The following is a 21,458-nucleotide window of genomic DNA, read 5'->3' as shown; positions in this document are numbered from 1 at the left end:
CAAAGCCGGCACGCGGTGGCTCTGCGAAGCTACACCACCAGCAGGGACACGACCGTCGAAACCGGACCACCATCACAGGCCGATCGCGCTAGAGGGCATGAAATCGGATATGCCCTGTCAAAATTGGGCTGGAGATTGAAGCAGAGAGGGCGCTACCCCCCGAAGAAGAAGGGAGCGCGTTGAATGCCGCCCATGTCGCCAAAGTAACCGGCCCGCCCTGTACATCCGAGGTACGGGCCGGCTTGCCGCTAGGCGGCAACTCCGAGGCGGAGGCCAATCCAGTCTTCGTCCCATCGCCGGACGATCGCGGTCTGGATGCTTTCCGGCGTGATGCGAACGTACTGGCAGTGGCCGCCGACGCCCACCATGGCCGCGCCGTGGCCGGCATTCTGGCCGCGTAGGCTACGCTGTAGCTCCATGACGGCCAGCCCCGCATCCAGCACGTCGGTGGCCGGCTCCGCGGCCTCCAGCGCCGCGCTCAAAGCGTCGTCGAAGGGCGCAATGGAGATCGGTCCTAACTGGTGCAGGATCCACGGCTCAACGCTTGTACTGTGGCTTGCCAGCACGTATGCGGCTGGCTGATCGCCCAGCCATCCGGCGATGAATAGATCGAAGTCGGCGCCGACCTGGCAAAGTGCGAGAGTGTCGGCTTCCCGCTCGAAAACATCACGGGCCAGGTCGACGATTCCGTCGACCAACTCGGCAAACGTTTCGAACCGGCGCCCGATCTCCGGCGCGAGCATATCCATAAATACGCTGGGTCCGCGGCAGACGGCCGCGGCGTGGAGATGCGGGAGAAGATGCGCCTTGCTCGACACGGCACCCAGCGTGCCGTCCCCGAGGTAATGGGCGCCGTCACAAAACATATGGATGGCGTCGGGCTGGGTGATGATGTTAGCCGCGGTCATGCGCGCACTCCGTAAATTTGTCCAAGAGGGCCGCCGCCAATAAGCGCAGCCTGAAGCGCGGCCTTCGCCAACTGCTTCACGAGTGATTTCAAAACGTCCTCGGCCTTGCCGCCGTCGATGATGATGTCAGCGAGGCTGTCGGTGATGGCGTTGCCGAAGAACTTGCTGGCGTCGTTGAACGAATCCAGCGCCTTCTCAACTTCTTCGACCTTCACCTTGGCATTCGCGTAGCCGGTTGCGGCCTTGTCGATTGAGGCCCGCATTTCGTCGGTGATCGTGACGTTGGCACGCTTCGCAGCCGTCTCCAGATCAAGAACGGCCTTCGCTTTCGACTTCTCGAAGGTCGACTTGCCGGTCATCTCCGCGTCGAGTTGCAGCGCCTTCGTGCGCTTCTCAATCGCAATGAGTTCCTTTTCATAGGCGTCCAGCTTCTCCTTGGAGCCGCCGCCGCCTGCGCCGCCGCCATCCTTACCGCCTGGTGCCGCGAACTCGGACAGCGACCGCGGCTTGATGCCGTTTGTCCCCAGCCCGCCCGGCCGCGTGGGCGGCAGCGGGCCGGTTGTGAGGCGATTGGCGAAGTCGATCTCGCCAGAGCGGAAGTCCGCAAGGGCCTTGCGGTTGGCTTCGGCCGCGGCTTTGTTCGCAGCAGCCTGTTCTGCGGCAAGAGTTTCGCGGCCACCGGAATTCGCGAGGCCCATCTCGCGGGCTTGTGCTGTGCGGGCGGCCCGCTCTTCCTGATACGTCAGGGCCTGCTGGCGCTGTACGCCAGCATTGGCTCGGGCAAGCTCTCCAACCTTGGCGATGAGCGACTGCACGCCCAGAACCGCGTTGGTGGCCGCCGTGCCCACGCCCGCAACACTGCCGGCCAATGTATTGATGCCGCCAGCAAGGGCGGCGCTCGCGCCTGTGGCGCGATCAAACTCGCCGACCGCACGAACTAGCTCATTTTTAAGCTGTTCGAACGCCTGTGCAGACGTCAGCGTCGCACCGGCCAGTTTTGATTCCAGTAGCGGGGCACCTGCTTGAATGGCGCGGAAGAATGCTTCAGACGAGACCTTGCCGTCCTTGACCAGCGCGGTCAGTTTCGACACGTCGCCGCCAGCCTCCTTGAGGCCCGCCGCAGCCGCCTGCAGTAACGGGTACATCCCGTCTAGCAAACTGTTATATTCTTCCGCCTGGACCTTGCCCCCGGACAGGGACTGGCCAAGCTGCAGAAGCGCTCCTGAGGCTTCCGTAGCTGACGTGCCGGACACACGCAGCGACTGCGCAACAATGTCTGTCAGGCCCAGCAATTCGCTGGACGTCGCCCTAAGGGTCGTTTGCGCCTGGCTAACGCGTCCGTAGAGCGACGCAAGCGCATCGAGCGGCACAGCGTTCCGCTGCGCGCTCGCAAACAGCTTGTCGAACACGCCGGCCATGTCGCCGCCGGACACCCCAGCGACCTTCAACGTGTTGATGATTTTGGTGTATTCGTCGCCCGTCTTCCGGAGGTCGTTCAACACAGAGCCGACCGCGATACCGGCGAAAACGGTTCCAATTCGCTTGCTGAGGGATGAGAACGACGACCCGACGCTGTTCTCCATCCGCTTGGCCCGATCTTCGATCGACCCGAAGCTCCGGCTGGCAACCTGACTGGCTCGGGCCATGCCCTTTTCGAGTTTGTCGATGCGCGCGATGACGTCGACAGTTAGTTTTTTCGATTCCGAATTGGCCACGCGGGCTCCTAGAAGTTCAAATCGTCGACATCGAGCGTGTCGTACGCGCTGCGTTTGGTGTTGCCTGCGAGGGCACGCCCCGCGGCCATGATTGCGGCAGCGGCCGGATCAATGCGGTCGGGCGCCCGCTTTTTGTCGGGCCGGCGGTTGCCTGAGGCGTCGGAATAGAGAACGACGTTGGACACGGCCCAGCGCAAAAGCGGATTGCCGCCGTGCTCAAGCCGGCGCTCAAACATGGCCCGCTCAAAGGCATTGATGGCTGGGGTGTACGTCCCGATGGTCTGCGGAAACTCGACAACCGGCAGGCCGTCGCGATCCAAAGATTCCATCATCTCGCGCGCTGACCAGCGGTCGAAGTTGATCTCCTGAACGTCGAACCGTTCGCAGAGATCGCGAATGTACGCTTCGATCATGCCGCGGTCGACAACGTCGCCGGGGCAGGCCGTAAGGTGCCCCTGGTCGCGCCACAGCGGGTAGGGGGCGGCATCTACACCGGCACGGCGCCTGATGCCCTCTTCTGGGGCAAAGGACTGCACGTGCAGCGCTACGCGGTCGTCGGGCCGTTCTATGGCAATGGCAACGGCGGAAAGGTCGGTCTGTTTGGATAGGTCTACGGCCAGCCAGGCGCGACTGCCCTCCAGCGCATCCAAGTCAACGGGGACGGCGTTCTGGTCCCAAATGCGCATGTCCCACGCGGGTTCTGCGGCACCGTCGAGATAGACCGAGAGGTGAAGCCGCTTGTAGCTTTCACGCTCGGCCGGCGCGTGCTCGCACCGCTCGCGATAGCGCCTGAGTTTCTTGAGGTTGGGATAAGCGGGCGTGCACGACAGACCGGGGTTCGTCGCGAAAAGCCACTCATCCGAAAGCCAGTCCGCATCGGCCGGGGCTTCGAAAAGCACCGGCAAGAACGTCTCGTCCTTGATCCGGCCGTCGATGATCTTGTGAGCTTGCTCGTACTTCGCCCAGAACGGGCCGGTTCTCCCGATGCCCGCCGTCGAAGCGGACAAAAGCAGCGTGTTATTGGCCTTGTTGAGGCCGGTTTCGATGGCCTCTAGCAACTCCGTCTTGTTCTCGGCGTGCCCTTCGTCCCAAAAGGCGGCCACGTCGTTTCGACCGTGAGCGCCCTTGGCGTCCGACGAAAGCGCCTCGTAAACGACGGCATGCTTTCGATAGGTGATGGTCTTGCGCGAGTCCTGGATATGGACCGCCTCCAGAATGCGAGGCGTGGCCCGGCAGATGCCAGCCATCTCCTTGAACGTCAGCGACGATTGCTCGCGGGAGTTCGCAAAGCTGGCGATGGAGGTGTCGTTACGCCGCTCCGGCCCGCAGAGGTGGAGCATGAGGCACGCGGCCATCAGGCTCGTTTTGCGATTGCCACGGCCCACCATCAGGAAAAGCTCGTTCACGCGGCGGCTGCCATCAGGCAGCGTGTCGCCGTAGACGCGCCGAACGATCCGCTCCTGCCAAAGCGACAGGTCGAAAGCGTTACCGGGCAAGGTGCTCTTGGGGTGTTTCAGGGCGCGGATGAATTTGACCGCGGCCTCGCCTTTTCCATGCGGATCCGGGATCGGGCTCTGGTCAAATATCCACGCCAAACTCGGAAGCTTCTCCGTCACCGGGGGCGCCTCCCTTGTTTTTGGTGCGTGATGCGGGGGTAAGGCCAAGCTCCGCAGCCAAGCGGCGGGCGGCCTCTAGGTTCTCTTTCAGGATGGTCGTTTCCGGCCGGCGCTTCGGCCCGCTCTCGGACTCGAACGTCAGACCGTTGGCTGCGATGGCCGCCTCAGCCTGCCGCATGGTGGCAACGGCCAGGCAATACGACTCAACCGTGCCGAGTTCGTGGGCGGCGATCTTTCGCTCGGCGACCAACTGCGGCAGGACGCGGCGCCATTCCGCCTTGGCGTGGGCGGGCAGCCAGGACGGCGCGGGCGGTGCTTTCGACAACGCCCCGTCAATGGCCTTGATCTCGGCCTTCCTACCCCGGCTCATAGCGGCGTGCCATAGCCCGCCGTCCGAATCTCCAGCCCGCGCCGGCGCCCGATCTCTTTAAGTTCAACGATCGGGCGAATGGTACCGTCGTGGATGATACGGTGCACTAGCGTCACGCCGTCCAGCCATCGGATTCGGAAGACGTACGTCGGCTCGCTCGACGTGCCCCAGCCCCTTTGGAATTCCTCGGTGCTGGCCTGCAGCAATTGCGCGCGCACCGTGGCAAAGTCGGTCCACGACTCGATCACATTGCCAAATTCGTCGTCGGTGGACGTGAACGATTGGATCCGGATCGTCCGGTCGAGCGATCCACTACGCATCGTCGAACTCCGCGTTGATGGTTAGGCTGATGATGGCGTGGCCATGGTCGCCGGAAGGATCGCGCAGAAACCGCGTGTCCTGGCCCTCAAAGGCGAGCGCGACGCCATCCTGCGTGGCCTCAACGTTGCGGAGGGCGCGCTGCACAGCGCCGGCGATGGCCTTGGTTGGTGCCAGGCTGTTGCCGCGGGTCCAGACGTCAAGGTCAAGGAACACCTCCGCACCGACGAAACATTCGCCGTCGCTCTCGTCGATCGTCTGACCCTCTCCCACGATGATGCAGGGGAAAACCTCGGGCCGGCTGTTGCGGTCGAAGATGTTGGCGCCGGGGACCAGGTCCGTCACGGCTGATGTCGTCTTAAGCCGGGCAACGACATAGCGCTGCGCGGCCAATGATGGTTCGGTCACTTCCAAGCGTCCTTGATTGCTTTGCTGATCGCCCGGTCGATGCGGCCCTTTACGCGCTTTTTCAGCGTGTTGACGGACGGCCAGAAAAACGAATTGCGCTGCATGGCGACCGTGCCGAACTCTTGCGCCAAGGCGACGTCGAAGGGGCCTTGCGCGGTCTGCACGGTGGTTGCCGCGCCGCCTGCGGAGACCGTCACCGACAGTTCGACCGGGCCGGGGGTGGCGGCAATGCTGTCGCGCAGCTTGCCGTCGTCAGCCGGGGCCAGGTGCTTCATGCGCGCCACCAGTTCCTCGCCGCCCTTAGCGACTGCGGGCTTGATGCTGGCCTTCACCTCGGACGGGATGGCGGCGAACCGGCGCGTAAGGTCGGCCAGGTCGGGGTTTCGGGCCATCACGACCAACTGTAATTGCGCCGCTCGCGGATGATTTCGCGCACGCCGAGCGGCAGGAGGTGGACAGAAACGCCAACGACAGACGCCTCGCGGTTCTCGTACCAGTGGGCCGCAAGCTGGCGAACGGCCTCGGCCAAATCGGCGGGGACGTCATCGAACTCGTCCTCGATCACGTACCCAAGCTGCTGCTCAAGCGCGGCCTGCGCGGCGTCCAGCTTGCCGGAGATCAGGGAATCGTCATTGTCGTCGGTGATATTGAGGTGCGCCTTCATGTCGGCGAGGTCTACAATCGCCATGGCGGCGGCTTCCTTATTGGGTTGAAATTCCTATTTGCCCTGAATTGCGAAAGAAAGGGCGCGGGTGGTCCCGAGCTTGCGGCCAAAAGTCGGCGGACGCGCCCCGGTAGGGGCTTCGCGGCAGGCTCGGCTAGGGGGATGGCCTGAATCGGCCGAGGTCGTCAGCGGGCTGCTGTGGGCCGCCCGAACGGCTGCGTCCGTGCCGTATGCCTTGAGTGGCATGAGTGACACAGCGAGCGCAGGTTGCGCGGGTCGAGCCGCAGATGCGGTGCCTCGCGTATCGTCCTGATGTGGTCGACGTGCTTGGCAGGTGCGCCGCATTCGACGCACTGTGGATTGGCTGCGATGAACTGTGCGCGCAGGGCTCGCCAGTCGGCGTCATAGCCACGCTCAGCGGCGCTACCGCGTTCGGCGTCCTTGGCCTTGGCGCGTGCACGCTGGCATGAGCAGCGCTCGCCCTTGGGCACGAGCGTGCCGCATTGGCATAGGCGCTTCATGATGATGTCCTTGGTGGTGGGGCCAGCCCGGCAGGACTGGCCCCTGAGCCCTTGGTCGTGTGGGGCACGACTGGTTCTCGCGACTGGTGGCAACCTTGACCGGATCAAAGAACTTTGGCGCGCCGGAGTTTGCCTATCGTTGTTGGACTGGCCGCATTCAGCCCTCAATGCACCGCGCCAGATTAGGAAACGGGGGCGCTCGCCGGATGGCCCTTGATAACCGTGGCGCTCGCGGCGATCGACGTGCCGGAGTTGAGCGTCAGCACCGTGCGGATGTACCGCTTATTGCCGATGTACCCGACCTTGATCACGCTGGCCGCGGAGAGTGCGGCGGGGAACGTGCCGGTCAGGTCAGCGGCAGCCACGTCGGTAAAGTCGCCCGAGGTCGTGGTGTCCGACTCCTGCAGCTTGGGCGTGAAGTTGCCAGACGAGACGATCGCGCCGGTGTTGACGACGACCATGGCGGAGTCAAAGCCGAGCAGGTCGATAGCGGCAGAGGTGTTCGTGGCGGTGAGTACGGCAGGCGCAACGGCCTGCACGATGCCAACGTTATGGGAGAGATCACGCATCGCGGGATCCTTTCAAATTGAGGGAAGGGTAAGGGGCGGCCCGAAGGCCGCCCTGCGATGCGCTTAGGAAGCGGCGCACTTGATCTTGCGAAGGGCCTCGGCCTTGACCAGGCCACCGCCCACACGCCGACGGGCATGGAAACGGACCTTACCGGTGGTCGCGAGGCTGTAGGGATCGCGCAGCATCGACATCGCGACGCGGTCGTAAATCCGATACGCGGCGTTGAAATCGCCGATGATGATCGGGAAAGCGCCGGCGCCTTCGTCCGGCATATCCGGGGCCTCGATGACGGGGCGGCCAAGGATCGTGCCGGGCTCGCCGGCCTGAATACCGGGCTGCCAAATGTAGTTCTTGTTGGCGTCCTTCATGCGGCGAACCGAGCCGAGGGTGGTGCCGTTCATCATCCAAACCGCACGGCTGCGGTAAGCCGCCGGCAGGTCGTACAGCGCGTTGATCAGGCCGTTAGCCTGGCCATCAGCGTCCGCGATGGTGGCCGACGTGCCCGAGATGATCTCGCTGATGCCCTGGCCCGCGACCATGAAGCCGAGGGGCTTCTTGGTGCCGTCGCCGGAGACAAACGAGATGCCTTCTAGGCGACCGAATTCCTCGCCGAGGTCCATGGCCACTTCGGCCTCGACGTTGACAGCAGCGTCTTCAAGAAGCTGAACGGATACGTCGACATACGCCGCCATCTCGTGGATCGAGATTTCGATCTGTCCGTAAGCGGACTCGGTGCCGGTACGCGTCTCAGTCTCGCCAACCCACGAAGCGGTCGGCGTGCCGGTGCGCTTGGGCAGAACAACCGAAGCCGACGCGGTCGAGCCGACGCGGGCCGCCTGGCGAACGGGCGAGAACTCGACGATGTTCTTGATGATTTCGGTCGAGAACTCCTTTGGCGCCAGATAGCCGCCGCGGGTGTCGTCGGCCACGATCAGCGCCTTGGCCTCTTCGGCCGGCATGCGCTGCTCGCCCTGGCGCAGGAACGAGGTGAACGCCTTTCGCTCGGGGGTGATCGTGTCGTCTTCGGCGCCGCGGTTGATGTTCGGGCGGTTCAGCTTGGCTTCGAGGTCATCGATGCGGGCCTTCAGCGGGTCGGTGGCGGCCTTCACGTCAGCGGCCAGAGCCGCGACGGCAGCCTTCACCTCGTCGGCGCCAGCGTCGTCCGACTTGGTTTCGAGATCGGCGGGAATGGAATCAAACAATGTGTCAGTCCTTGAAATGAGCGCGGCCAGCGTTGATCGCTTCGACCAGTGCGCGGAAAGATTTGTCGGGTGAAGATTTGACGCCGGTTACGGTGGCGTCTTCGTTCATCGGGAAGGTCACGATGGACACCTCCCAAAGTTCGAGTTCGTGAAGCAGGCGGGCGCCGCTTTTGCGGTCCATCTCATCGCGAATTGTTCGGAAGCCGATGGATAGACCGTCGATCGCGCCGGCTTTGACCAGCGCATAGACTTCCCGGCCCTTGACGGTGTCGAGAATGAACCGCCCCTCGGCCTTGAGGCCGCGAGCGTCTTCGGTGAAGGACGACCACGTGCCAACAGGCTCCGAAGTGTCGTGCTGGTAGAGCATCTTGACGCGGGCCGGTGGGTACTTCTTGAGGCTGGCCGTGAAGGCTCCAGGCTGGACGATGTCGCCGCCGCGGTCCTTCACGCCGAAAACCGAGGCGTACCCAACAAAAAAGCCATCGTCTCCGATGGCCTTTAGGTCGAGTTCGATGGCTGAGCCGTGCGCGTACTTACTCACTGGCAGCCTCCTTGGCGGGAGCGACCAGGGGATCGTCGACAACGGGATGGCCGAACAGCATGCCCACCATGACGTCGAGGGCGATCGTGCTGTACTCGGCGATCGGCTCCTTATCGAAGTAGCGGCTAACCAGCTTGTGCGCGTCGCTGGGCGACTTACCGCCACCGATCAGCGAAAGGCGCAGCACCTCGCGAATATCGCCGACGCGGAAGTCATCGTCGCTGATGGATTTGAACAGGCGATACGGCCCGACGCCGGTCTTTTCCTGTAGCTCCTCGATCAGCGCCAGCGGCTCGGCTACGCCCTGCGGCTGCAAGGTGAAGACATGCTCGCCATCGCCGAAGAACGCCGTTACGCGGGCCGTCTTTTTGGGTTTGTCAGCCACTCGCGGCCTCCTGCTGTTGTGTGTTGTCGTTGGCCGGGCGGGCCGCGGTGGTGTTGGGGTTTTCGAACTTTTCGCCGCCTGGATAAGGCGGGCGGTTTTCAGCGGCGCGGGCCTCGTTCGGCGACAGGAAGCGGGCCGAGATCGCCTTGCTGTAGCCCTCCATCCGCTGCGCGAAGTCCGCACGCAGAAGGCCGTCCGTCAGGAACTCGGCGTATTGCCGGGCACGCTCTTCAGGCGTGAAAAGCTTGAGCGCGATCTCTCCCTCCCAGCGCTTGAGCCAGGGCAAAAGCGTTAGCTGGAGGAACTGCCGGTTCATGGCCTCCGCGTTCGACCAAGTCGCGCGGTCGAGGTCGCCGAGGAACTGTGCCGGGATCGAGAACGCCCGGCCAATCTCCGTGACCGAGAACTTGCGAAGCTCAAGCAACTGGCTCGAAACTGGATCGAACGTCGTGGCCTTATACGTCGCGCCGTCCCACAGCACCGCGGTCTTGCCAGCGTTGTCGGCGCCCTGATGCGCGGCCCGCCAGGCAAGGCGCATCTTCTTGAGGCCCTCATCCCCGAGCGTGCCGGGGTGCTCGATCACGCCGCCTGGAGCCGCCGAGTTGGCGAACAGCTTGGTGGTATGGGCTTCCAGCAGGAGCGCCAGGCCGATCGCCTCGCGGGCCTGCTGGATGGGCGCGACGCCGCGGATGCCGTCGAGCGACGGGGCTCGGATGTGCAGGACATCGCGGCGGGGAATGACGCGACCGTCCTTTTTGTAGACCGGGCCGCCCCAGTCGTCGGCGCTGATCGAGACAGAGCCGGGCGTGTACCTGATAAGCTCACGCACCGTACCGCCGGCACGGACGATGGCAGCAAGTCCGTCACCATGAAGTAGCGCGTCGCGGGTCAGTAGCTCCCGCATGTCGCTGGCAGGCGTCCATTCGTTCGCCTGGCCATTGAGTACGGACTCGATCGGACTGGCGGCGTCGCGCTCCTTGTCCGCGCGGTTGTGGACGTGAACCGGAAGCTGGCCGACCGCCTCGGCAATCGTCTGGACCGCTGCGCGCACTGCCGTGCAGCGCATGGCCGTCTGAGCGGTGACACTGACGCCCGCGTTGGTCGGGATGGCGCCAAATAGCTCCAGCCATTCCACGCTGGGATCCGCCAGGCTCTTCGCCTCCACGGGCGGCGGCTGGCGTTTGGTGAAGGGCCAAATCATCAGGCATTCACCGTGAACGTGGCCGGAAACGTGCGGCGCTCGATCGCGGGGGGCATGAGTTCACGCAGCGCCGTGGCAATGCGGAACAGGACGCGTCCTGGGATGATGCAGCTTTCGAAAATTCGATCTGCCTGGTTCGGCTGCCACGGCACTCCGCCGGGAGTGAACGCGACTTCGACCGGCTCTTCGTCGCTTCCGATCCGCACGACGAGGGCGGGGCGCGACCCGTTCGTGATGGTGACAGACGAGTGATACGCGCCCCGGCCGCCTATGCCGGTGTCGAGATCAACGAGCCGCTGCAGCATGGCCGCCACGAAGTCGCCGGCTGTGGTTTCGTCGTTCCGATAGTTGCGGATGTCCTCGACGGCCTTGGCAACATGGCCGTACCCGACGCCGACAATGTGGGCGAACAGCAGCGACACGACATGGTCGATGGTGACGACGGGGCGGTTGGAGCCGCCCTCGGATTTGGGAAGCTGGCCACCTTCCTGAAGACGGCGGGCCAGGGTGTCGAGGCGGCCACGGCCTGTATTCAGCGAGGTGGCGAGCGCATCGACAGCATCAGAGAGGTACATTGCTGCGCCTCCTTTCTGTCGTGTTGAAACTGAAAAATGAATGTGCGAGCCCGCATTCGGGCGAATTCTAGCAACAAAAAGCCCCGCGCTCTTTCGAGGCGGGGCAAGTCTTGCACGGGTCGTCGGAACGAACCCGACCACCTATTTATGACTGTATAGATTCGTAGCCTAAGGGGGTGGAGGGGGGTCTATGCGGCCCAAGCTGCTTGCCGGTTGTTATCGTTTGCCGGCCTGCCGAAGTGCCAAGAGAGGGTTTCGGGGTCGATGCGGTCAGCGTCCTCCAGTTCCTCCACGTCCGCGCGGACGTCAGCTACCAGCCGCAGTGCGGATACGACCGTTGCCCGGCCTGCTGCGGCTTCGCTGTTAGCACCTATGCCCGGCGCCTTGCCGATGGCTCGCATCTCCCATCGCAGCATGATCGCGGCGGCGGCGACGTCGAAGAGATGCCCGAGCCGCCGACGACACAGCCGGATGATCTGCATGGAACGCGCTTTTCGCTCTAGCGGCAGCAACAGCGACATATCGCGAGACGAATCCACAGCGCTTGCCGTGATGCCGTTCCGAACGATTCCGGGGTCACCCAGTCCGACGTCGCCCCAATCATCGGCCTTTACCTTGTAGGCTACGCCCCCCATTGCCGCGGCGATCGTGTTCGTTCCGTAGTGGCCAGGGTTCACAGCTTGCTCGACGTGCATACAGAACCATCGCACGGCAGCCTCAAGCCGGTAGCGTTCGGCTTCGTCCACCCCGATGCGCCCGGCGTTGAACTCTTCCCCCAGAGGCCAGCGTGCCGGAGCCCGTCGAGGCGGGGTGTCGTCGTTGGCGGTAGATAAGGGGACATTTTGTCCCATTATCTCGACGGCCCCCGCACGGGCCAGTGTGACGCCATTAGAGGCGGTGATGGTGGGCAGGGTGATGGTCATTGATCGCCTCGTGCAAGGAAGGGGTAGGCCGCTGCGCGGCTCTTGGTTTGATTGATTTTGGTTCGGGGCTGCGCAGGGTACGAAAGTACGTACCTAAGGGTACGTACCTTTCGTACCTCGCTTGGCGAAGACCGTACCTCGGCAGGTACGAAAGGTATTTTTAGGTACGGAATCATTTCGTACCTTCTTCCGCCAACGTGAATTCGCCTTGGTTTTCAACGACGAAGCCAGCCTTGATTAGATTTGGCCGGGCGCGATTGAAGCGGGACTTCAGGACGTTCTCGTCCTCACCGACATGATCGTCATAATAGGACTTGCGCCAAGCCCGCTGATCTACGACGCCGCCCCACTGGCGCGCCTTGCGCAGAGCCTCCAGCACGGCCTCGTCATGCTTGTTAGGGCGGCCTACGGCAGGCACCCAATTGGCCTTACCCACCGCCATGACGGTCGGAACCGAGCGGCCCTTGGTATCGACGAGAACCGGCGCGGTGACTGATTCCAGCGCGAAGAACATTGGAGCGAAATCCGCTCCCCGGTGCTTGACCTGCCAGTGAAGCTTGGCCAGCCCGCCGTCTTTCGTCAGCGTCAGATTACCGTCGACCTCCGCGATAAAGGCGCCGCCACCGCGGGGCTGCAGGTTTGCTTGATCGGCGTTCTTAGTTGGGTGGCAGGCCACGAACACAGCCGGCTTGCCGGGCAATTCCGTAAGGGCCCGGAGATCTCGCGCATGCTTGCCGAGCGGCGTGTTGCCGTTCTCGTCATCGCCTTGGAAATACGCTGCCGAGGTGTCCACGACGATCATGTCTGCGCCACCCAGGCGCTCGACATCGGCACTTATCCGCGCAATCGCGCCCGGTATGCTAAACGTGCCCGCGATAAAGTGGACGTCCGTATCGTTGGCATCGAAGCCCTGATGGTGCGCCATGGCCAGCCAGCGCATCCGCACGTCGTCTGGGTTTTCGCCTGCGAAATAGACGACACGGCCCTTCCGAACGTCCCTGCCGCACAGAGCCCTCCCGAGCGCTGTAGACGACGTCAGGGCGAGCAGAACAGCCGTCTTTCCGGTTCCGGTGCCTGCCGTCAGGGCATAGAGGAATCCTGCCTGCGCGACGCCGTCAATATGATAGTCAGGCGGCACGAACCCACGCACGAAGTCAGCGCTTGAGACGATTCCGGGATAGGGGGAGTTATCGTTTGCTGCCGCTGCCTTTCGGAGCGGAAACGGGGACGTGTAGCCCATGATGCGGGCGACCGTTCCGGCGTCGCCGGACAGCACAGCATCCGCGGCCCTTTTACGTTGAATGGCCGTTGCAACACGCGCCTTGCTCTTTGCGCCCTTGGCGAAAACGGACGCCAGCGGCGAGTCTCGCCAATAGGCGAAGGTCGTGTCGGCCTCGGCGTCGTCGCGCGCTTCTAGTTCGCTGTCCGACAGAGCTTCGTCGGGATCTGGCGTATCAGCAACGGCGTATCGGCTAAGAAGGATGTCGGCTTCAGGCTGCGCGGTTTCAGTTGCCGGCATGTTGGGCACCAAGCCTCCCGAACTCGGCGACCGCTTCTGCCGTCAGTGCTCGATAGGTGTCTGGTGCAAAGTGTGCGACACGCACGCCAAACGCTGCAGGAGCGGCAATGACATGCCCCCCGTCCCGCCTGCGGCGAAGTCTAAAGCCCGTGAGTTTGAGGGCTGGCGAAACGTCAATAGAGAAGCGTGCAATATTTTGTCCGCCGTCATAATGGATCGGCGTCATATCAACGATGCGCACAATGCGCTCCTATAGTAATGCCCCTATGGGCTGCTGCGGAAATGCCGCCGAAGCGGCGGGGAAGATTTGGGGAGGTCATTTTGACCTCCCCAAACACCGCGCCCGGTGTGGGCGCGGGATTGGTGAGAGCACGCGCAGAGTCTGCGTTTGCTACGGGCTCAGCGATCGGCGGGGTCGTAGAGAGTCGAGGCAACAAATTGCGCCACCTCTCGACGCTTCTCACGCGTCTCCAGCCGGATGGTTCCCTGGATGGCAAGCAGGGCCGCAGCGCCTTCGCTGTCCATGCCGATGTCCGTCAGTTCGGTCAGGGTGCGCTCAATTATGCCGCGAACTCGATCCTGCATGTTTTCGTGGCTATCTATCACGCGGCCCTCGCGGCGCGGGCATTGTCATTGGCGTGGTCGTAAACCGCCGTCCGGCGGGCGCCGGCGAGAAAGGCGTCGAGGTCTCTGCGGTCGTAGCGGACGCTTCCGCCGATTTTCAGATAGACCGGGCCTGTGCCGTTAAGGCGGGTTTTATTGAGCCAAGAGGCTGATTTTCCGATGTAATTTGCAGCTTCCGCCGTGTCGAATTTTGCCGTTGACATCTGGCCTCTGTCCCTCTAATGTGAGCATGTTGGGGGTCTTCTGATCAACTCAACATACATAGCCGTGTTTGGGGTCAAAAGTCAAGATTTTGTCCGCGCCTATCCGGTTGTGCGAGGCGCTGTGAGTTTAGCCAGCCACGGCCAGTTTGCGAATTTGTCGCCGCGATCGCGTATCTGGCTGTATCGCTGCAGGCTCTGCCAACTCCTGTGCCCTGATACTGACGCAGCCAATGGGATCGTTCGTCCCATTTCGAAGAGCCGCGAGACGCCTTCGTGCCTCAAGTCGTGGAATCGCAGGTCCTCGATCGCAAGGAGGTCGCACGCTCGCGTGAAGGCCATCCCGATAGCGTCGGTTGAATAGGGAAATATCTGCGGCTTGACCTTCGGCATGCTCCTAACGATCGCCAGCGCCTCCGGAGGCAACTCAACCCACGTATCGTTTCCAGCCTTCTGACCGGGGTGCTTCATATCACGCACGAGAATTCGGCTGTTTACTTCGTCGAGGTCTGCCCAAGTTAGGCGTGTAATCTCCTCCATTCGGCGCGTACTGAAAATCGCGAACGCAATAACTCGGGCCATAGGATTCGATTTGGGGCGGCGCGTCTGAACCTCGACGAAATGCTGTAACAGCCGGTCAAGCTCGGCGAGGGTAGGGCGCCTAGTGCGCTGCCTGCTTTTTGCGACGGTACCCAACCGTGCCAGTGCGGCCTGAGCGTCTTTGATAGCTTGCTGATCAAGCCGATAGCCCCACGCAGGCCGAGCGATGGCAAAAATAGCGGCTAGATGGGAGATGTAGTTTCCGACTGTGGAGGGGTGACGCCCGCCGTCTAGCAATTCTTGAGCAAAGGATACGATATGCTCACTTTTGATCGTCGCGCAGTCCATTTCGGCGATATCGTACTGCTTGATGGATCGAAGGACCTGCGTTTTTGTTCTGCCGATCTCTTTAGTCGACGTCGCAGTATATTTGTCGATGGCGTCCGCAAGCCTTATGATCGGCTTCTTGAGGTCGTCTAGAGCGCCTGGCTTGTCCAACTCGGCTTCGCGGAACCTTAGCCACGCCTTGGCCTCTCGCTCCCTGTCGAAAGTCTTCGCTTCCCGATGCAGGAACTCCTTACCTCGCTTGCGGACGATCTGTGCGGTATACCCAATCGAACCGTTCGCGCGCTTGCGCGGTGTGATCGTGCCCATGGCGGTACAACTAGCCTTCCGTTAGTACGACGGACGTTGTACCGGAGGCTGAAAAACACCGCAATGGTGGGTGTTTTCTGGTAATGTTATGACAAATTAGTACCGGACCTAAGAGCTTGAAATCAAATCAAAATCAAGCGTTTTCAGATACTTGGCGCTTCTCCGTCGCGCCGATGATGGACTGGACCGACCGGCATTGCCGCGTCATCCACCGCCTGATGTCGCGTCGCGCCCGGCTCTACACCGAGATGGTGACGGCGCAGGCGGTGATCCGCGGCGACCGGCAGCGGCTGATCGGCTTCGATGCGGTCGAGCATCCGGTCGCGCTGCAGCTCGGCGGCAACGATCCCGCTCTGCTGGCGCAGGCCGCCCGCATCGGCGCCGATTTCGGCTATGACGAGATCAATTTGAACTGCGGCTGCCCTTCCGACCGCGTCCAGGGGGGCGCCTTCGGGGCCTGCCTAATGCGCGAGCCGGCGCTCGTCGGGGATTGCGTCGCGGCGATGAAGGCGGCCGTCGCGATTCCCGTCACGGTGAAATGCCGCATCGGCGTCGACGATCAGGATCCGGAAGCCGCTCTCGACGCGCTCACCCGGGCGGTGACGGGCGCAGGCGTCGATGCGCTGATCGTCCATGCCCGCAAGGCCTGGCTGCAGGGCCTCTCGCCGAAGGAAAACCGCGAGATCCCGCCGCTCGACTATGACCGCGCCTATCGGCTGAAGGCGGCCCATCAGGGACTGCCCATCGCCATCAACGGTGGCATCCGCGCCCCGGAGGAATGGGCCGGGCATCTCGCCCATCTCGATGGCGTCATGATCGGGCGCGAGGCCTATCAGAACCCGGAGATCCTGCTGCGGGTCGATCCACTGCTCTTCGGCGAGGACGCGCCGGTGGCGGACGCCTTCGCCATGTTGGAGGCGCTTGAGCCGCATCTCGCCCGTTATGTCGAGGCCGGCGGGCGGCTCCATGCCTTCACGCGCCATCTCGTCGGCCTGTTCCCCGGCCGTCCCGGTGCGCGCCAGTTCCGCCGCCATCTCGCCGAGCATTGCGTCGCGGCCGGTGCGGGCCTCGCCGATCTGCGCGCGGCGGTGGCCCATGTTTCGCGGCACGACGCCATCCGCGCCGCCTGAGGACCTGACGATGGCGGATGCCCTGTCCGATACCGAGATCGGCCGCCGCGTCGCCGAGAGCTTCAACAAGCAGGGCCTTATGGCGACGCTGGGCGCGCGGCTGCTGCTCGTGGCGCCGGGCGAGGTCGAGATCGATCTGCCGATCGGGCCGCAGGTCTCACAGCAGCACGGCTTCGTCCATGCCGGTGCGGTCGCGGCCATCGCCGATTCCGCCTGCGGCTATGCGGCTTTGACCCGGATGCCGGCAGGGGTGGGCGTGCTGACCGCCGAGTTCAAGATCAACCTGCTCGCGCCTGCCGCCGGCGACAGGCTCATCGCGCGGGGCAAGGTGGTCAAGGCCGGGCGGACGCTGACGCTGGCCCTTGCCGAGGTCTTCGCGGTCCGTGACGGAGACGAGAAGCTCTGCGCTATGCTGACCGCCACCTGCATGGCCGTCGGCGGCCGCGAAGGCGTGTCGGATTGACGCGCCCGTCGCTGTTGACGCACCCGGCCGCCCCAAAGTAACTTAACGCAATGGTTAAGTTGGAATCCTCGCAGCTCGACAGAACCTTCGCGGCGCTGTCGGACCCGACCCGCCGGGCGCTGCTGGCGCGTCTCGAGGGCGAAGAGGCGGTCTCGATCAGCGAACTGGCGCGGCCTTTCGCGATGTCGCTGCCGGCGGTGATGAAGCATCTCGACGTGCTGTCGGATGCCGGGCTGATCACGCGGACGAAGAAGGGGCGTACCGTCTCCTGCCGCCTCAATGCCGACCCGATGGAGGAGGCGATGGGCTGGCTCGCAAGCTATCAAAGATTCTGGACGCAGCGCCTCGACGCGCTGGAGGCGATGCTGGAGGCACGCCGCAAAACCCCCGCCGATGCAGATTGAGCGCCGACCGCAAGGATCGTTCATGGACAGGGATGTGCCGACGACGCCGAGCCTGACGATCAAGCGCCGGCTCAACGCTACACCGGCCGAGGTCTTCGAGGCCTGGACCGATCCGAAGCTGCTGATGCAGTGGTTCGGACCGGAAAATGTCGAGACGCAGGAGGTCTCGGTCGATGCACGCGTCGGGGGCGGTTTTCGCGCGGTGATGCTGGAGGACACTGGCGAGCGTCACGAGGTCTCCGGCATCTATGCCGAGGTCGTCGCGAACGAGAAGCTGGTCTTCTCCTGGTCCTGGATCACGACGCCCGAGCGCGTCTCGCAGGTCACGGTCACCTTCAAGCCCGACGGCGCTGGCACGATCCTGACCCTGCTGCACGAGCAGCTCTTCGACGAGCAAGCGGTCAAGGGCCACACCCATGGCTGGACCGGCTCGCTCGCCAAACTGGAGGCGCTCTTCGCCTGACGGCCGGCCCGGCCTTGCGCCGGGCCGGTCGCAGCGCGGTCTTCAGCCTGGCCCGGCGCCCTGCGTACCCAGATAGAGCGCGTAGATGGACTGGCTCGCCGCCATGAACAGGCGGTTCCGCTTCGGCCCGCCGAAGCAGATATTGCCGCAGACCTCCGGCAGGCGGATGCGGCCGATCAGCTTGCCGGCGGGGTTGAAGACGTTGACGCCGTTATAGCCGACATTGCGTCCGGCGTTGGACGAAGCCCAGAGATTGCCCTCGACATCGCAGCGCAACCCGTCCGGCCCGCAATTCACGCCGTCGAACATGCAGTCCGAGAAGACGCGGCCATTGCTGAGCTTGTTGTCGGCGCCGACATCGAAGACATGGATGTCGCCCTTGCCGCCCGGCCCGGTATCGCCCGGTCCCTTGCCGGTCGAGGCGATGTAGAGCCGCTTGAAGTCGGGCGAGAAGCACAGGCCGTTGGGGTCCGGCACCTGCGATTCCGGCACGACGAGCTCGACGCGCCCGCTCGGGTCGATGCGGTAGGTGTTGGTCGGCAGTTCCCGCTTGGCGAGCCCGATGCCCGGCGGCTGGCCGAGGCGGGGATTGATCTTGCCATTGGCGTTGCTCGGGCCGCCCGGAGCGTCGGGCGCGCCCTCGTAGAGCTGCCCGCCATAGGGCGGATCGGTGAACCAGTAGCTGCCGTCGGGATGGGCAACGATGTCGTTGGGCGAGTTCAGCTTCTTTCCGTCGAACGAGTCCGCCAGCACCGTCGCCGAGCCGTCGAGCTCGTAGCGCACGACCCGGCGGTTCAGGTGCTCGCACGAGAGCTGCCGTCCCTGGAAATCGAAGCTGTTGCCGTTGCTGTTGCCCGAGGGCGCGCGGAAGACGCTGACATGGCCGTCATCCTCGATCCAGCGCATCTGGCGGTTGCGCGGGATGTCGCTCCAGACGAGGTACTGACCCTGCGCGTTCCAGGCCGGCCCCTCGACCCAGAGGCCGCCGGTCCAGATCCGCTGGATCGCCGCATTGGGCTGCGCCAGCCCGTTGAAGGCCGGATCGAGCGCGATCACGTCCGGGTCCCAGAAATAGGTCGTCGGAGCGCCCTGGCGGCTGAAATCGCGCGGCGGCGTGGTGACGGTGGTGGGTGGGGACGGCCGATTGGCGGTCGACTGGGCCAAGGCCGGCCCGGTGGCGGCGGCCAGCGCCCCGAGCCCTGCGGCGTGGATCAGGCGGCGCCGCGACAGGATCGCTTCTTTCGTCTCGGTGGGACCATGGTCGTGAACAGTAGGGTCTGTCATCGCTTTATCCTCCCAGATTGTTGATGGCTGTCCGGCTTGCTGCCGGTCTCGCTGCGTTTTGACGGTCTCCTCGCAATTGCTCGCCCATGGCGGACGGACGCTGCGCAGATCATCAGCAGGCCGTGCCGCGGTCGAGCGGCCTCGGCGTAGGGGCTGCCGCGCAAGGCGAGCATGCGTGCAGCCTTCCCGCGGCACGCGTGTTGCTGGGCGCGCGACAGCGCCCGACCGCGCACGACGGATCATCGCTGCATATCGGCTCCGCCCTGCCGCGCTTGCTCCGGCGCCGGAAATCCCCCACAGCAGCCTCCCCTTCTATCGGAACGCTGTCATGCTTGCTGGAATTCCCGTCGGCGACCTCGTCTTCCTCGCCATCTCGCTGGTCGCGGCGGGGGCGATCACCGGGCTGCTCGCGGGCGTCTTCGGCGTCGGCGGCGGCGCCGTCATCGTGCCGATCCTTTACGAGGTCTTCCGCGTGATCGGCGTGCCCGAGGATGTCCGCATGCCGCTCTGCGTCGGCACCTCGCTGGCGGTGATCATCCCGACCTCGATCCGCTCCTTCAACGCCCATCGCGCCAAGGGCATGGTCGACATGTCGATCCTGAAGATCTGGGCGGTTCCCGTTGTTCTCGGCGTTATCGCCGGCAGCTACATCGCCCGGTTCGCGCCCGCCGACCTGTTCAAGATCATCTTCGTCATCGTCGCAATCTTCAGCGCGCTGCGGCTTCTCTTCGCGTCGGACCGCTGGCAGCTCGGCACCGAGATGCCGGGCAAGGTCCTGATGACGATCTATGGCGGCGTCATCGGCGTGCTCTCGGCGCTGATGGGCATTGGCGGCGGACAGCTCTCCAGCCTGTTCATGACCTTCTATGGTCGCCCGATCCACCAGGCGGTCGCGACCTCCTCGGGGCTCGGCGTGCTGATCTCGATCCCCGGCGCGCTCGGCTTCATCTATGCCGGCTGGCCCAAGCTGGACGTGCTGCCGCCGCTCTCGCTCGGCTATGTCTCGCTGATCGGCTTCATCCTGTTCATCCCGACCTCGATCTGGACGGCGCCGATCGGCGCGCGTCTCGCCCACCGGCTCTCGAAGCGCAAGCTCGAGGTCGTCTTCGGCCTGTTCCTGCTGCTTGTCGCGGCCCGCTTCATCTGGTCGCTGGTGGTCTGACAGACCACGCGCCGACGCCGCGCCTCAGGTCTTGCGGGGCGTCTGCCCCGCCAGCCGCGCCATGATCGCGAGGCGCTCCGCCTCGCTCAGGTGGCTCCAGCGCCCGATCTCGTCGAGCGAGCGGCCGCAGCCGAGGCAGAGCCGCGTCGCCGGGTCGAGCTGGCAGAGCTTGATGCAGGGCGAGGAGATGCCGGTCACGACAGGCCAGTCCCCAGCATCAGCGCGAAGCCGAGATAGAGCACGATCTCGTCGAGCTGCTGCGTCGCTCCCGCGATATCGCCGGTCTGGCCGCCGATCAGCCGCCGGCAAAGGCGCCTGACGAGAAGCGCATCGAGGGCGATCAGCGCGAGCCCGAGCCCGAGCCCCGCGAGTGGCAGTCGAAACGGCAGCGCGAGCCCGCCCGCGAGCAAGAGGCCAAGGGCGGAGGCCAGCCAGGCGGTCTGCAGGCTCGGCCGCCCGACCGACGCCGAGGCACCCACCGGGCGGGCCGGCGCCATCCCGGCCAGCAGATGCAGGCCCGACAGGCGCGACAGCACGGCCGCCGCCATGAGGGCACCGCTCGCTGCCAGAGGCCCGGCCCGGTCGAGGATCAGCGCCAGCGCGAAGACGCGCAGCAGCAGCGCCAGTCCCATCGCCAGGGCGCCATAGCTGCCGAGCCGGCTGTCCTTCATGATCTCGAGCCGGCGCTCCGGCGTGCGCCCGCCGAAGAGCCCGTCTGCGCTGTCGGCGAGCCCGTCCTCATGGAGGGCGCCCGTCGTCAGGGCCAGCGTCGCGATGGCGAGCGTGGCCGAGAGCAGCCCGCCGAGCCCCGCGGCTCCGGCTCCAGCCAGCACGAATGCCGCCGGCAGGGCGATGATCAGCGCCGCGAAGGGCAGGGCGCGCGGCACGGTGCGGAAATCGGGCGCGGCATGGGGATCGGCCTCGCCAGGCAGGGCCGGCACCGGCAGGCGCGAATAGAAGCGGATGCAGATCGCGGTGGCCACGGCCCAGCCCGGCCAGGCCGGCTCGGCATTCGCCGGCGGCACGGGTGCGGCCTGCGGCGCCGCCTCATCCCTGTCCTCGATTGTCTTCATCCCCTGCAGCCTATAGCAGCAGCGA

General features: G+C 64.4%; 29 protein-coding genes. 5 read left to right on the top strand and 24 right to left on the bottom strand.

Annotated elements, in window-relative coordinates; genetic code table 11:
* Positions 1 to 248: 248 nt before the first annotated feature.
* The 21 genes from AX750_RS09210 to AX750_RS09120 form a co-directional block, all read right to left on the bottom strand.
* Positions 249 to 908, bottom strand: coding sequence for a hypothetical protein (locus tag AX750_RS09210; RefSeq protein WP_066715916.1), 660 nt, complete (start codon positions 906 to 908; stop codon positions 249 to 251).
* Positions 905 to 2,623, bottom strand: coding sequence for a tape measure protein (locus AX750_RS09205; protein WP_068204358.1), 1,719 nt, complete (start codon positions 2,621 to 2,623; stop codon positions 905 to 907). Before AX750_RS09205 ends, AX750_RS09210 begins: the two co-directional genes overlap by 4 nt.
* Positions 2,624 to 2,631: 8 nt before the next feature.
* Positions 2,632 to 4,239: a terminase TerL endonuclease subunit gene (locus AX750_RS09200; protein ID WP_197426493.1), complete on the bottom strand. Its 1,608-nt coding sequence runs from the start codon at positions 4,237 to 4,239 to the stop codon at positions 2,632 to 2,634.
* Positions 4,202 to 4,609, bottom strand: a complete 408-nt coding sequence (locus AX750_RS09195; RefSeq protein WP_066715919.1) for a phage terminase small subunit P27 family — start codon at positions 4,607 to 4,609, stop codon at positions 4,202 to 4,204. The genes AX750_RS09200 and AX750_RS09195 overlap by 38 nt, the downstream gene beginning before the upstream one ends.
* Positions 4,606 to 4,929: a phage head closure protein gene (locus AX750_RS09190; protein ID WP_066715921.1), complete on the bottom strand. Its 324-nt coding sequence runs from the start codon at positions 4,927 to 4,929 to the stop codon at positions 4,606 to 4,608. The genes AX750_RS09195 and AX750_RS09190 overlap by 4 nt, the downstream gene beginning before the upstream one ends.
* Entirely contained in the window at positions 4,922 to 5,335 is a 414-nt protein-coding gene (locus AX750_RS09185; protein WP_197426494.1) for a DUF3168 domain-containing protein, read from the bottom strand. Before AX750_RS09185 ends, AX750_RS09190 begins: the two co-directional genes overlap by 8 nt.
* The gene (locus AX750_RS09180) at positions 5,332 to 5,727 is read right to left on the bottom strand and encodes an HK97-gp10 family putative phage morphogenesis protein (protein WP_066715924.1); all 396 of its coding nucleotides are present in this window, start codon (positions 5,725 to 5,727) and stop codon (positions 5,332 to 5,334) included. Before AX750_RS09180 ends, AX750_RS09185 begins: the two co-directional genes overlap by 4 nt.
* Positions 5,727 to 6,023: a head-tail connector protein gene (locus AX750_RS09175; protein WP_066715927.1), complete on the bottom strand. Its 297-nt coding sequence runs from the start codon at positions 6,021 to 6,023 to the stop codon at positions 5,727 to 5,729. Before AX750_RS09175 ends, AX750_RS09180 begins: the two co-directional genes overlap by 1 nt.
* Before the next feature lie 161 nt (positions 6,024 to 6,184).
* The gene (locus AX750_RS25460) at positions 6,185 to 6,520 is read right to left on the bottom strand and encodes an HNH endonuclease (protein WP_082735305.1); all 336 of its coding nucleotides are present in this window, start codon (positions 6,518 to 6,520) and stop codon (positions 6,185 to 6,187) included.
* Between the two features lie 182 nt (positions 6,521 to 6,702).
* Positions 6,703 to 7,089: a hypothetical protein gene (locus AX750_RS09170; RefSeq protein ID WP_066715929.1), complete on the bottom strand. Its 387-nt coding sequence runs from the start codon at positions 7,087 to 7,089 to the stop codon at positions 6,703 to 6,705.
* A gap of 63 nt (positions 7,090 to 7,152) precedes the next feature.
* A complete protein-coding gene (locus AX750_RS09165) occupies positions 7,153 to 8,292 on the bottom strand; it encodes a phage major capsid protein (protein ID WP_066715931.1) in 1,140 nt (379 codons plus the stop codon).
* Between the two features lie 4 nt (positions 8,293 to 8,296).
* Entirely contained in the window at positions 8,297 to 8,833 is a 537-nt protein-coding gene (locus AX750_RS09160) for an HK97 family phage prohead protease (RefSeq protein ID WP_156446391.1), read from the bottom strand.
* Positions 8,826 to 9,218 (bottom strand): gene transfer agent family protein, encoded by a 393-nt coding sequence (locus tag AX750_RS09155; RefSeq protein ID WP_066715933.1) that lies wholly within the window; start codon positions 9,216 to 9,218, stop codon positions 8,826 to 8,828. Before AX750_RS09155 ends, AX750_RS09160 begins: the two co-directional genes overlap by 8 nt.
* Positions 9,211 to 10,419 carry a phage portal protein gene (locus tag AX750_RS09150; RefSeq protein WP_066715935.1) on the bottom strand — a complete coding sequence of 403 codons (1,209 nt, stop codon included), beginning with the start codon at positions 10,417 to 10,419 and terminating at the stop codon, positions 9,211 to 9,213. The genes AX750_RS09155 and AX750_RS09150 overlap by 8 nt, the downstream gene beginning before the upstream one ends.
* Positions 10,419 to 10,994 carry a hypothetical protein gene (locus AX750_RS09145; RefSeq protein WP_066715936.1) on the bottom strand — a complete coding sequence of 192 codons (576 nt, stop codon included), beginning with the start codon at positions 10,992 to 10,994 and terminating at the stop codon, positions 10,419 to 10,421. Before AX750_RS09145 ends, AX750_RS09150 begins: the two co-directional genes overlap by 1 nt.
* A gap of 188 nt (positions 10,995 to 11,182) precedes the next feature.
* The gene (locus AX750_RS09140; RefSeq protein ID WP_066715937.1) at positions 11,183 to 11,917 is read right to left on the bottom strand and encodes a hypothetical protein; all 735 of its coding nucleotides are present in this window, start codon (positions 11,915 to 11,917) and stop codon (positions 11,183 to 11,185) included.
* Between the two features lie 172 nt (positions 11,918 to 12,089).
* The gene (locus tag AX750_RS09135; RefSeq protein ID WP_066715939.1) at positions 12,090 to 13,436 is read right to left on the bottom strand and encodes an AAA family ATPase; all 1,347 of its coding nucleotides are present in this window, start codon (positions 13,434 to 13,436) and stop codon (positions 12,090 to 12,092) included.
* The gene (locus AX750_RS25940) at positions 13,423 to 13,677 is read right to left on the bottom strand and encodes a hypothetical protein (RefSeq protein WP_156446393.1); all 255 of its coding nucleotides are present in this window, start codon (positions 13,675 to 13,677) and stop codon (positions 13,423 to 13,425) included. Before AX750_RS25940 ends, AX750_RS09135 begins: the two co-directional genes overlap by 14 nt.
* Before the next feature lie 158 nt (positions 13,678 to 13,835).
* Positions 13,836 to 14,042, bottom strand: a complete 207-nt coding sequence (locus tag AX750_RS09130; RefSeq protein WP_067253930.1) for a hypothetical protein — start codon at positions 14,040 to 14,042, stop codon at positions 13,836 to 13,838.
* A complete protein-coding gene (locus AX750_RS09125) occupies positions 14,039 to 14,263 on the bottom strand; it encodes a helix-turn-helix domain-containing protein (protein WP_067253927.1) in 225 nt (74 codons plus the stop codon). Before AX750_RS09125 ends, AX750_RS09130 begins: the two co-directional genes overlap by 4 nt.
* A gap of 99 nt (positions 14,264 to 14,362) precedes the next feature.
* Entirely contained in the window at positions 14,363 to 15,454 is a 1,092-nt protein-coding gene (locus AX750_RS09120; RefSeq protein ID WP_066715942.1) for a site-specific integrase, read from the bottom strand.
* Between the two features lie 116 nt (positions 15,455 to 15,570).
* Between AX750_RS09120 and dusA the strand changes: the two genes are divergently transcribed.
* The 4 genes from dusA to AX750_RS09100 are packed head-to-tail and all read left to right on the top strand — an operon-like array spanning position 15,571 to position 17,914.
* Entirely contained in the window at positions 15,571 to 16,584 is a 1,014-nt protein-coding gene (dusA, locus tag AX750_RS09115) for a tRNA dihydrouridine(20/20a) synthase DusA (protein WP_082735307.1), read from the top strand.
* Positions 16,585 to 16,594: 10 nt separating this feature from the next.
* Complete coding sequence (locus tag AX750_RS09110; RefSeq protein ID WP_066715981.1) at positions 16,595 to 17,047, top strand: PaaI family thioesterase; 453 nt, start codon at positions 16,595 to 16,597, stop codon at positions 17,045 to 17,047.
* A 50-nt stretch (positions 17,048 to 17,097) separates the two neighbouring features.
* Positions 17,098 to 17,451, top strand: coding sequence for a metalloregulator ArsR/SmtB family transcription factor (locus AX750_RS09105; RefSeq protein WP_066715947.1), 354 nt, complete (start codon positions 17,098 to 17,100; stop codon positions 17,449 to 17,451).
* A gap of 22 nt (positions 17,452 to 17,473) precedes the next feature.
* Positions 17,474 to 17,914 (top strand): SRPBCC domain-containing protein, encoded by a 441-nt coding sequence (locus AX750_RS09100; protein WP_066715949.1) that lies wholly within the window; start codon positions 17,474 to 17,476, stop codon positions 17,912 to 17,914.
* Positions 17,915 to 17,956: 42 nt separating this feature from the next.
* Here the strand turns inward: AX750_RS09100 and AX750_RS09095 are convergent, their stop codons facing one another.
* Complete coding sequence (locus AX750_RS09095) at positions 17,957 to 19,198, bottom strand: SMP-30/gluconolactonase/LRE family protein (RefSeq protein ID WP_066715951.1); 1,242 nt, start codon at positions 19,196 to 19,198, stop codon at positions 17,957 to 17,959.
* 328 nt (positions 19,199 to 19,526) lie between these two features.
* On the opposite strand from AX750_RS09095, the gene AX750_RS09090 reads away from it, so the two are divergent.
* A complete protein-coding gene (locus AX750_RS09090) occupies positions 19,527 to 20,360 on the top strand; it encodes a sulfite exporter TauE/SafE family protein (protein WP_066715953.1) in 834 nt (277 codons plus the stop codon).
* A 24-nt stretch (positions 20,361 to 20,384) separates the two neighbouring features.
* Here the strand turns inward: AX750_RS09090 and AX750_RS09085 are convergent, their stop codons facing one another.
* Positions 20,385 to 20,558 (bottom strand): DUF1289 domain-containing protein, encoded by a 174-nt coding sequence (locus AX750_RS09085; RefSeq protein ID WP_066715954.1) that lies wholly within the window; start codon positions 20,556 to 20,558, stop codon positions 20,385 to 20,387.
* Complete coding sequence (locus tag AX750_RS09080; RefSeq protein WP_082735308.1) at positions 20,555 to 21,433, bottom strand: adenosylcobinamide-GDP ribazoletransferase; 879 nt, start codon at positions 21,431 to 21,433, stop codon at positions 20,555 to 20,557. The genes AX750_RS09085 and AX750_RS09080 overlap by 4 nt, the downstream gene beginning before the upstream one ends.
* Positions 21,434 to 21,458 lie beyond the last annotated feature (25 nt).

It is taken from the genome of Methylobacterium sp. CCH7-A2, assembly GCF_001557075.1.
Lineage (GTDB): Bacteria > Pseudomonadota > Alphaproteobacteria > Rhizobiales > Beijerinckiaceae > Allobosea > Allobosea massiliensis.
Note: the sequence above shows the minus strand (reverse complement) of the source record. Positions and strands in the feature narration are given on the sequence as shown.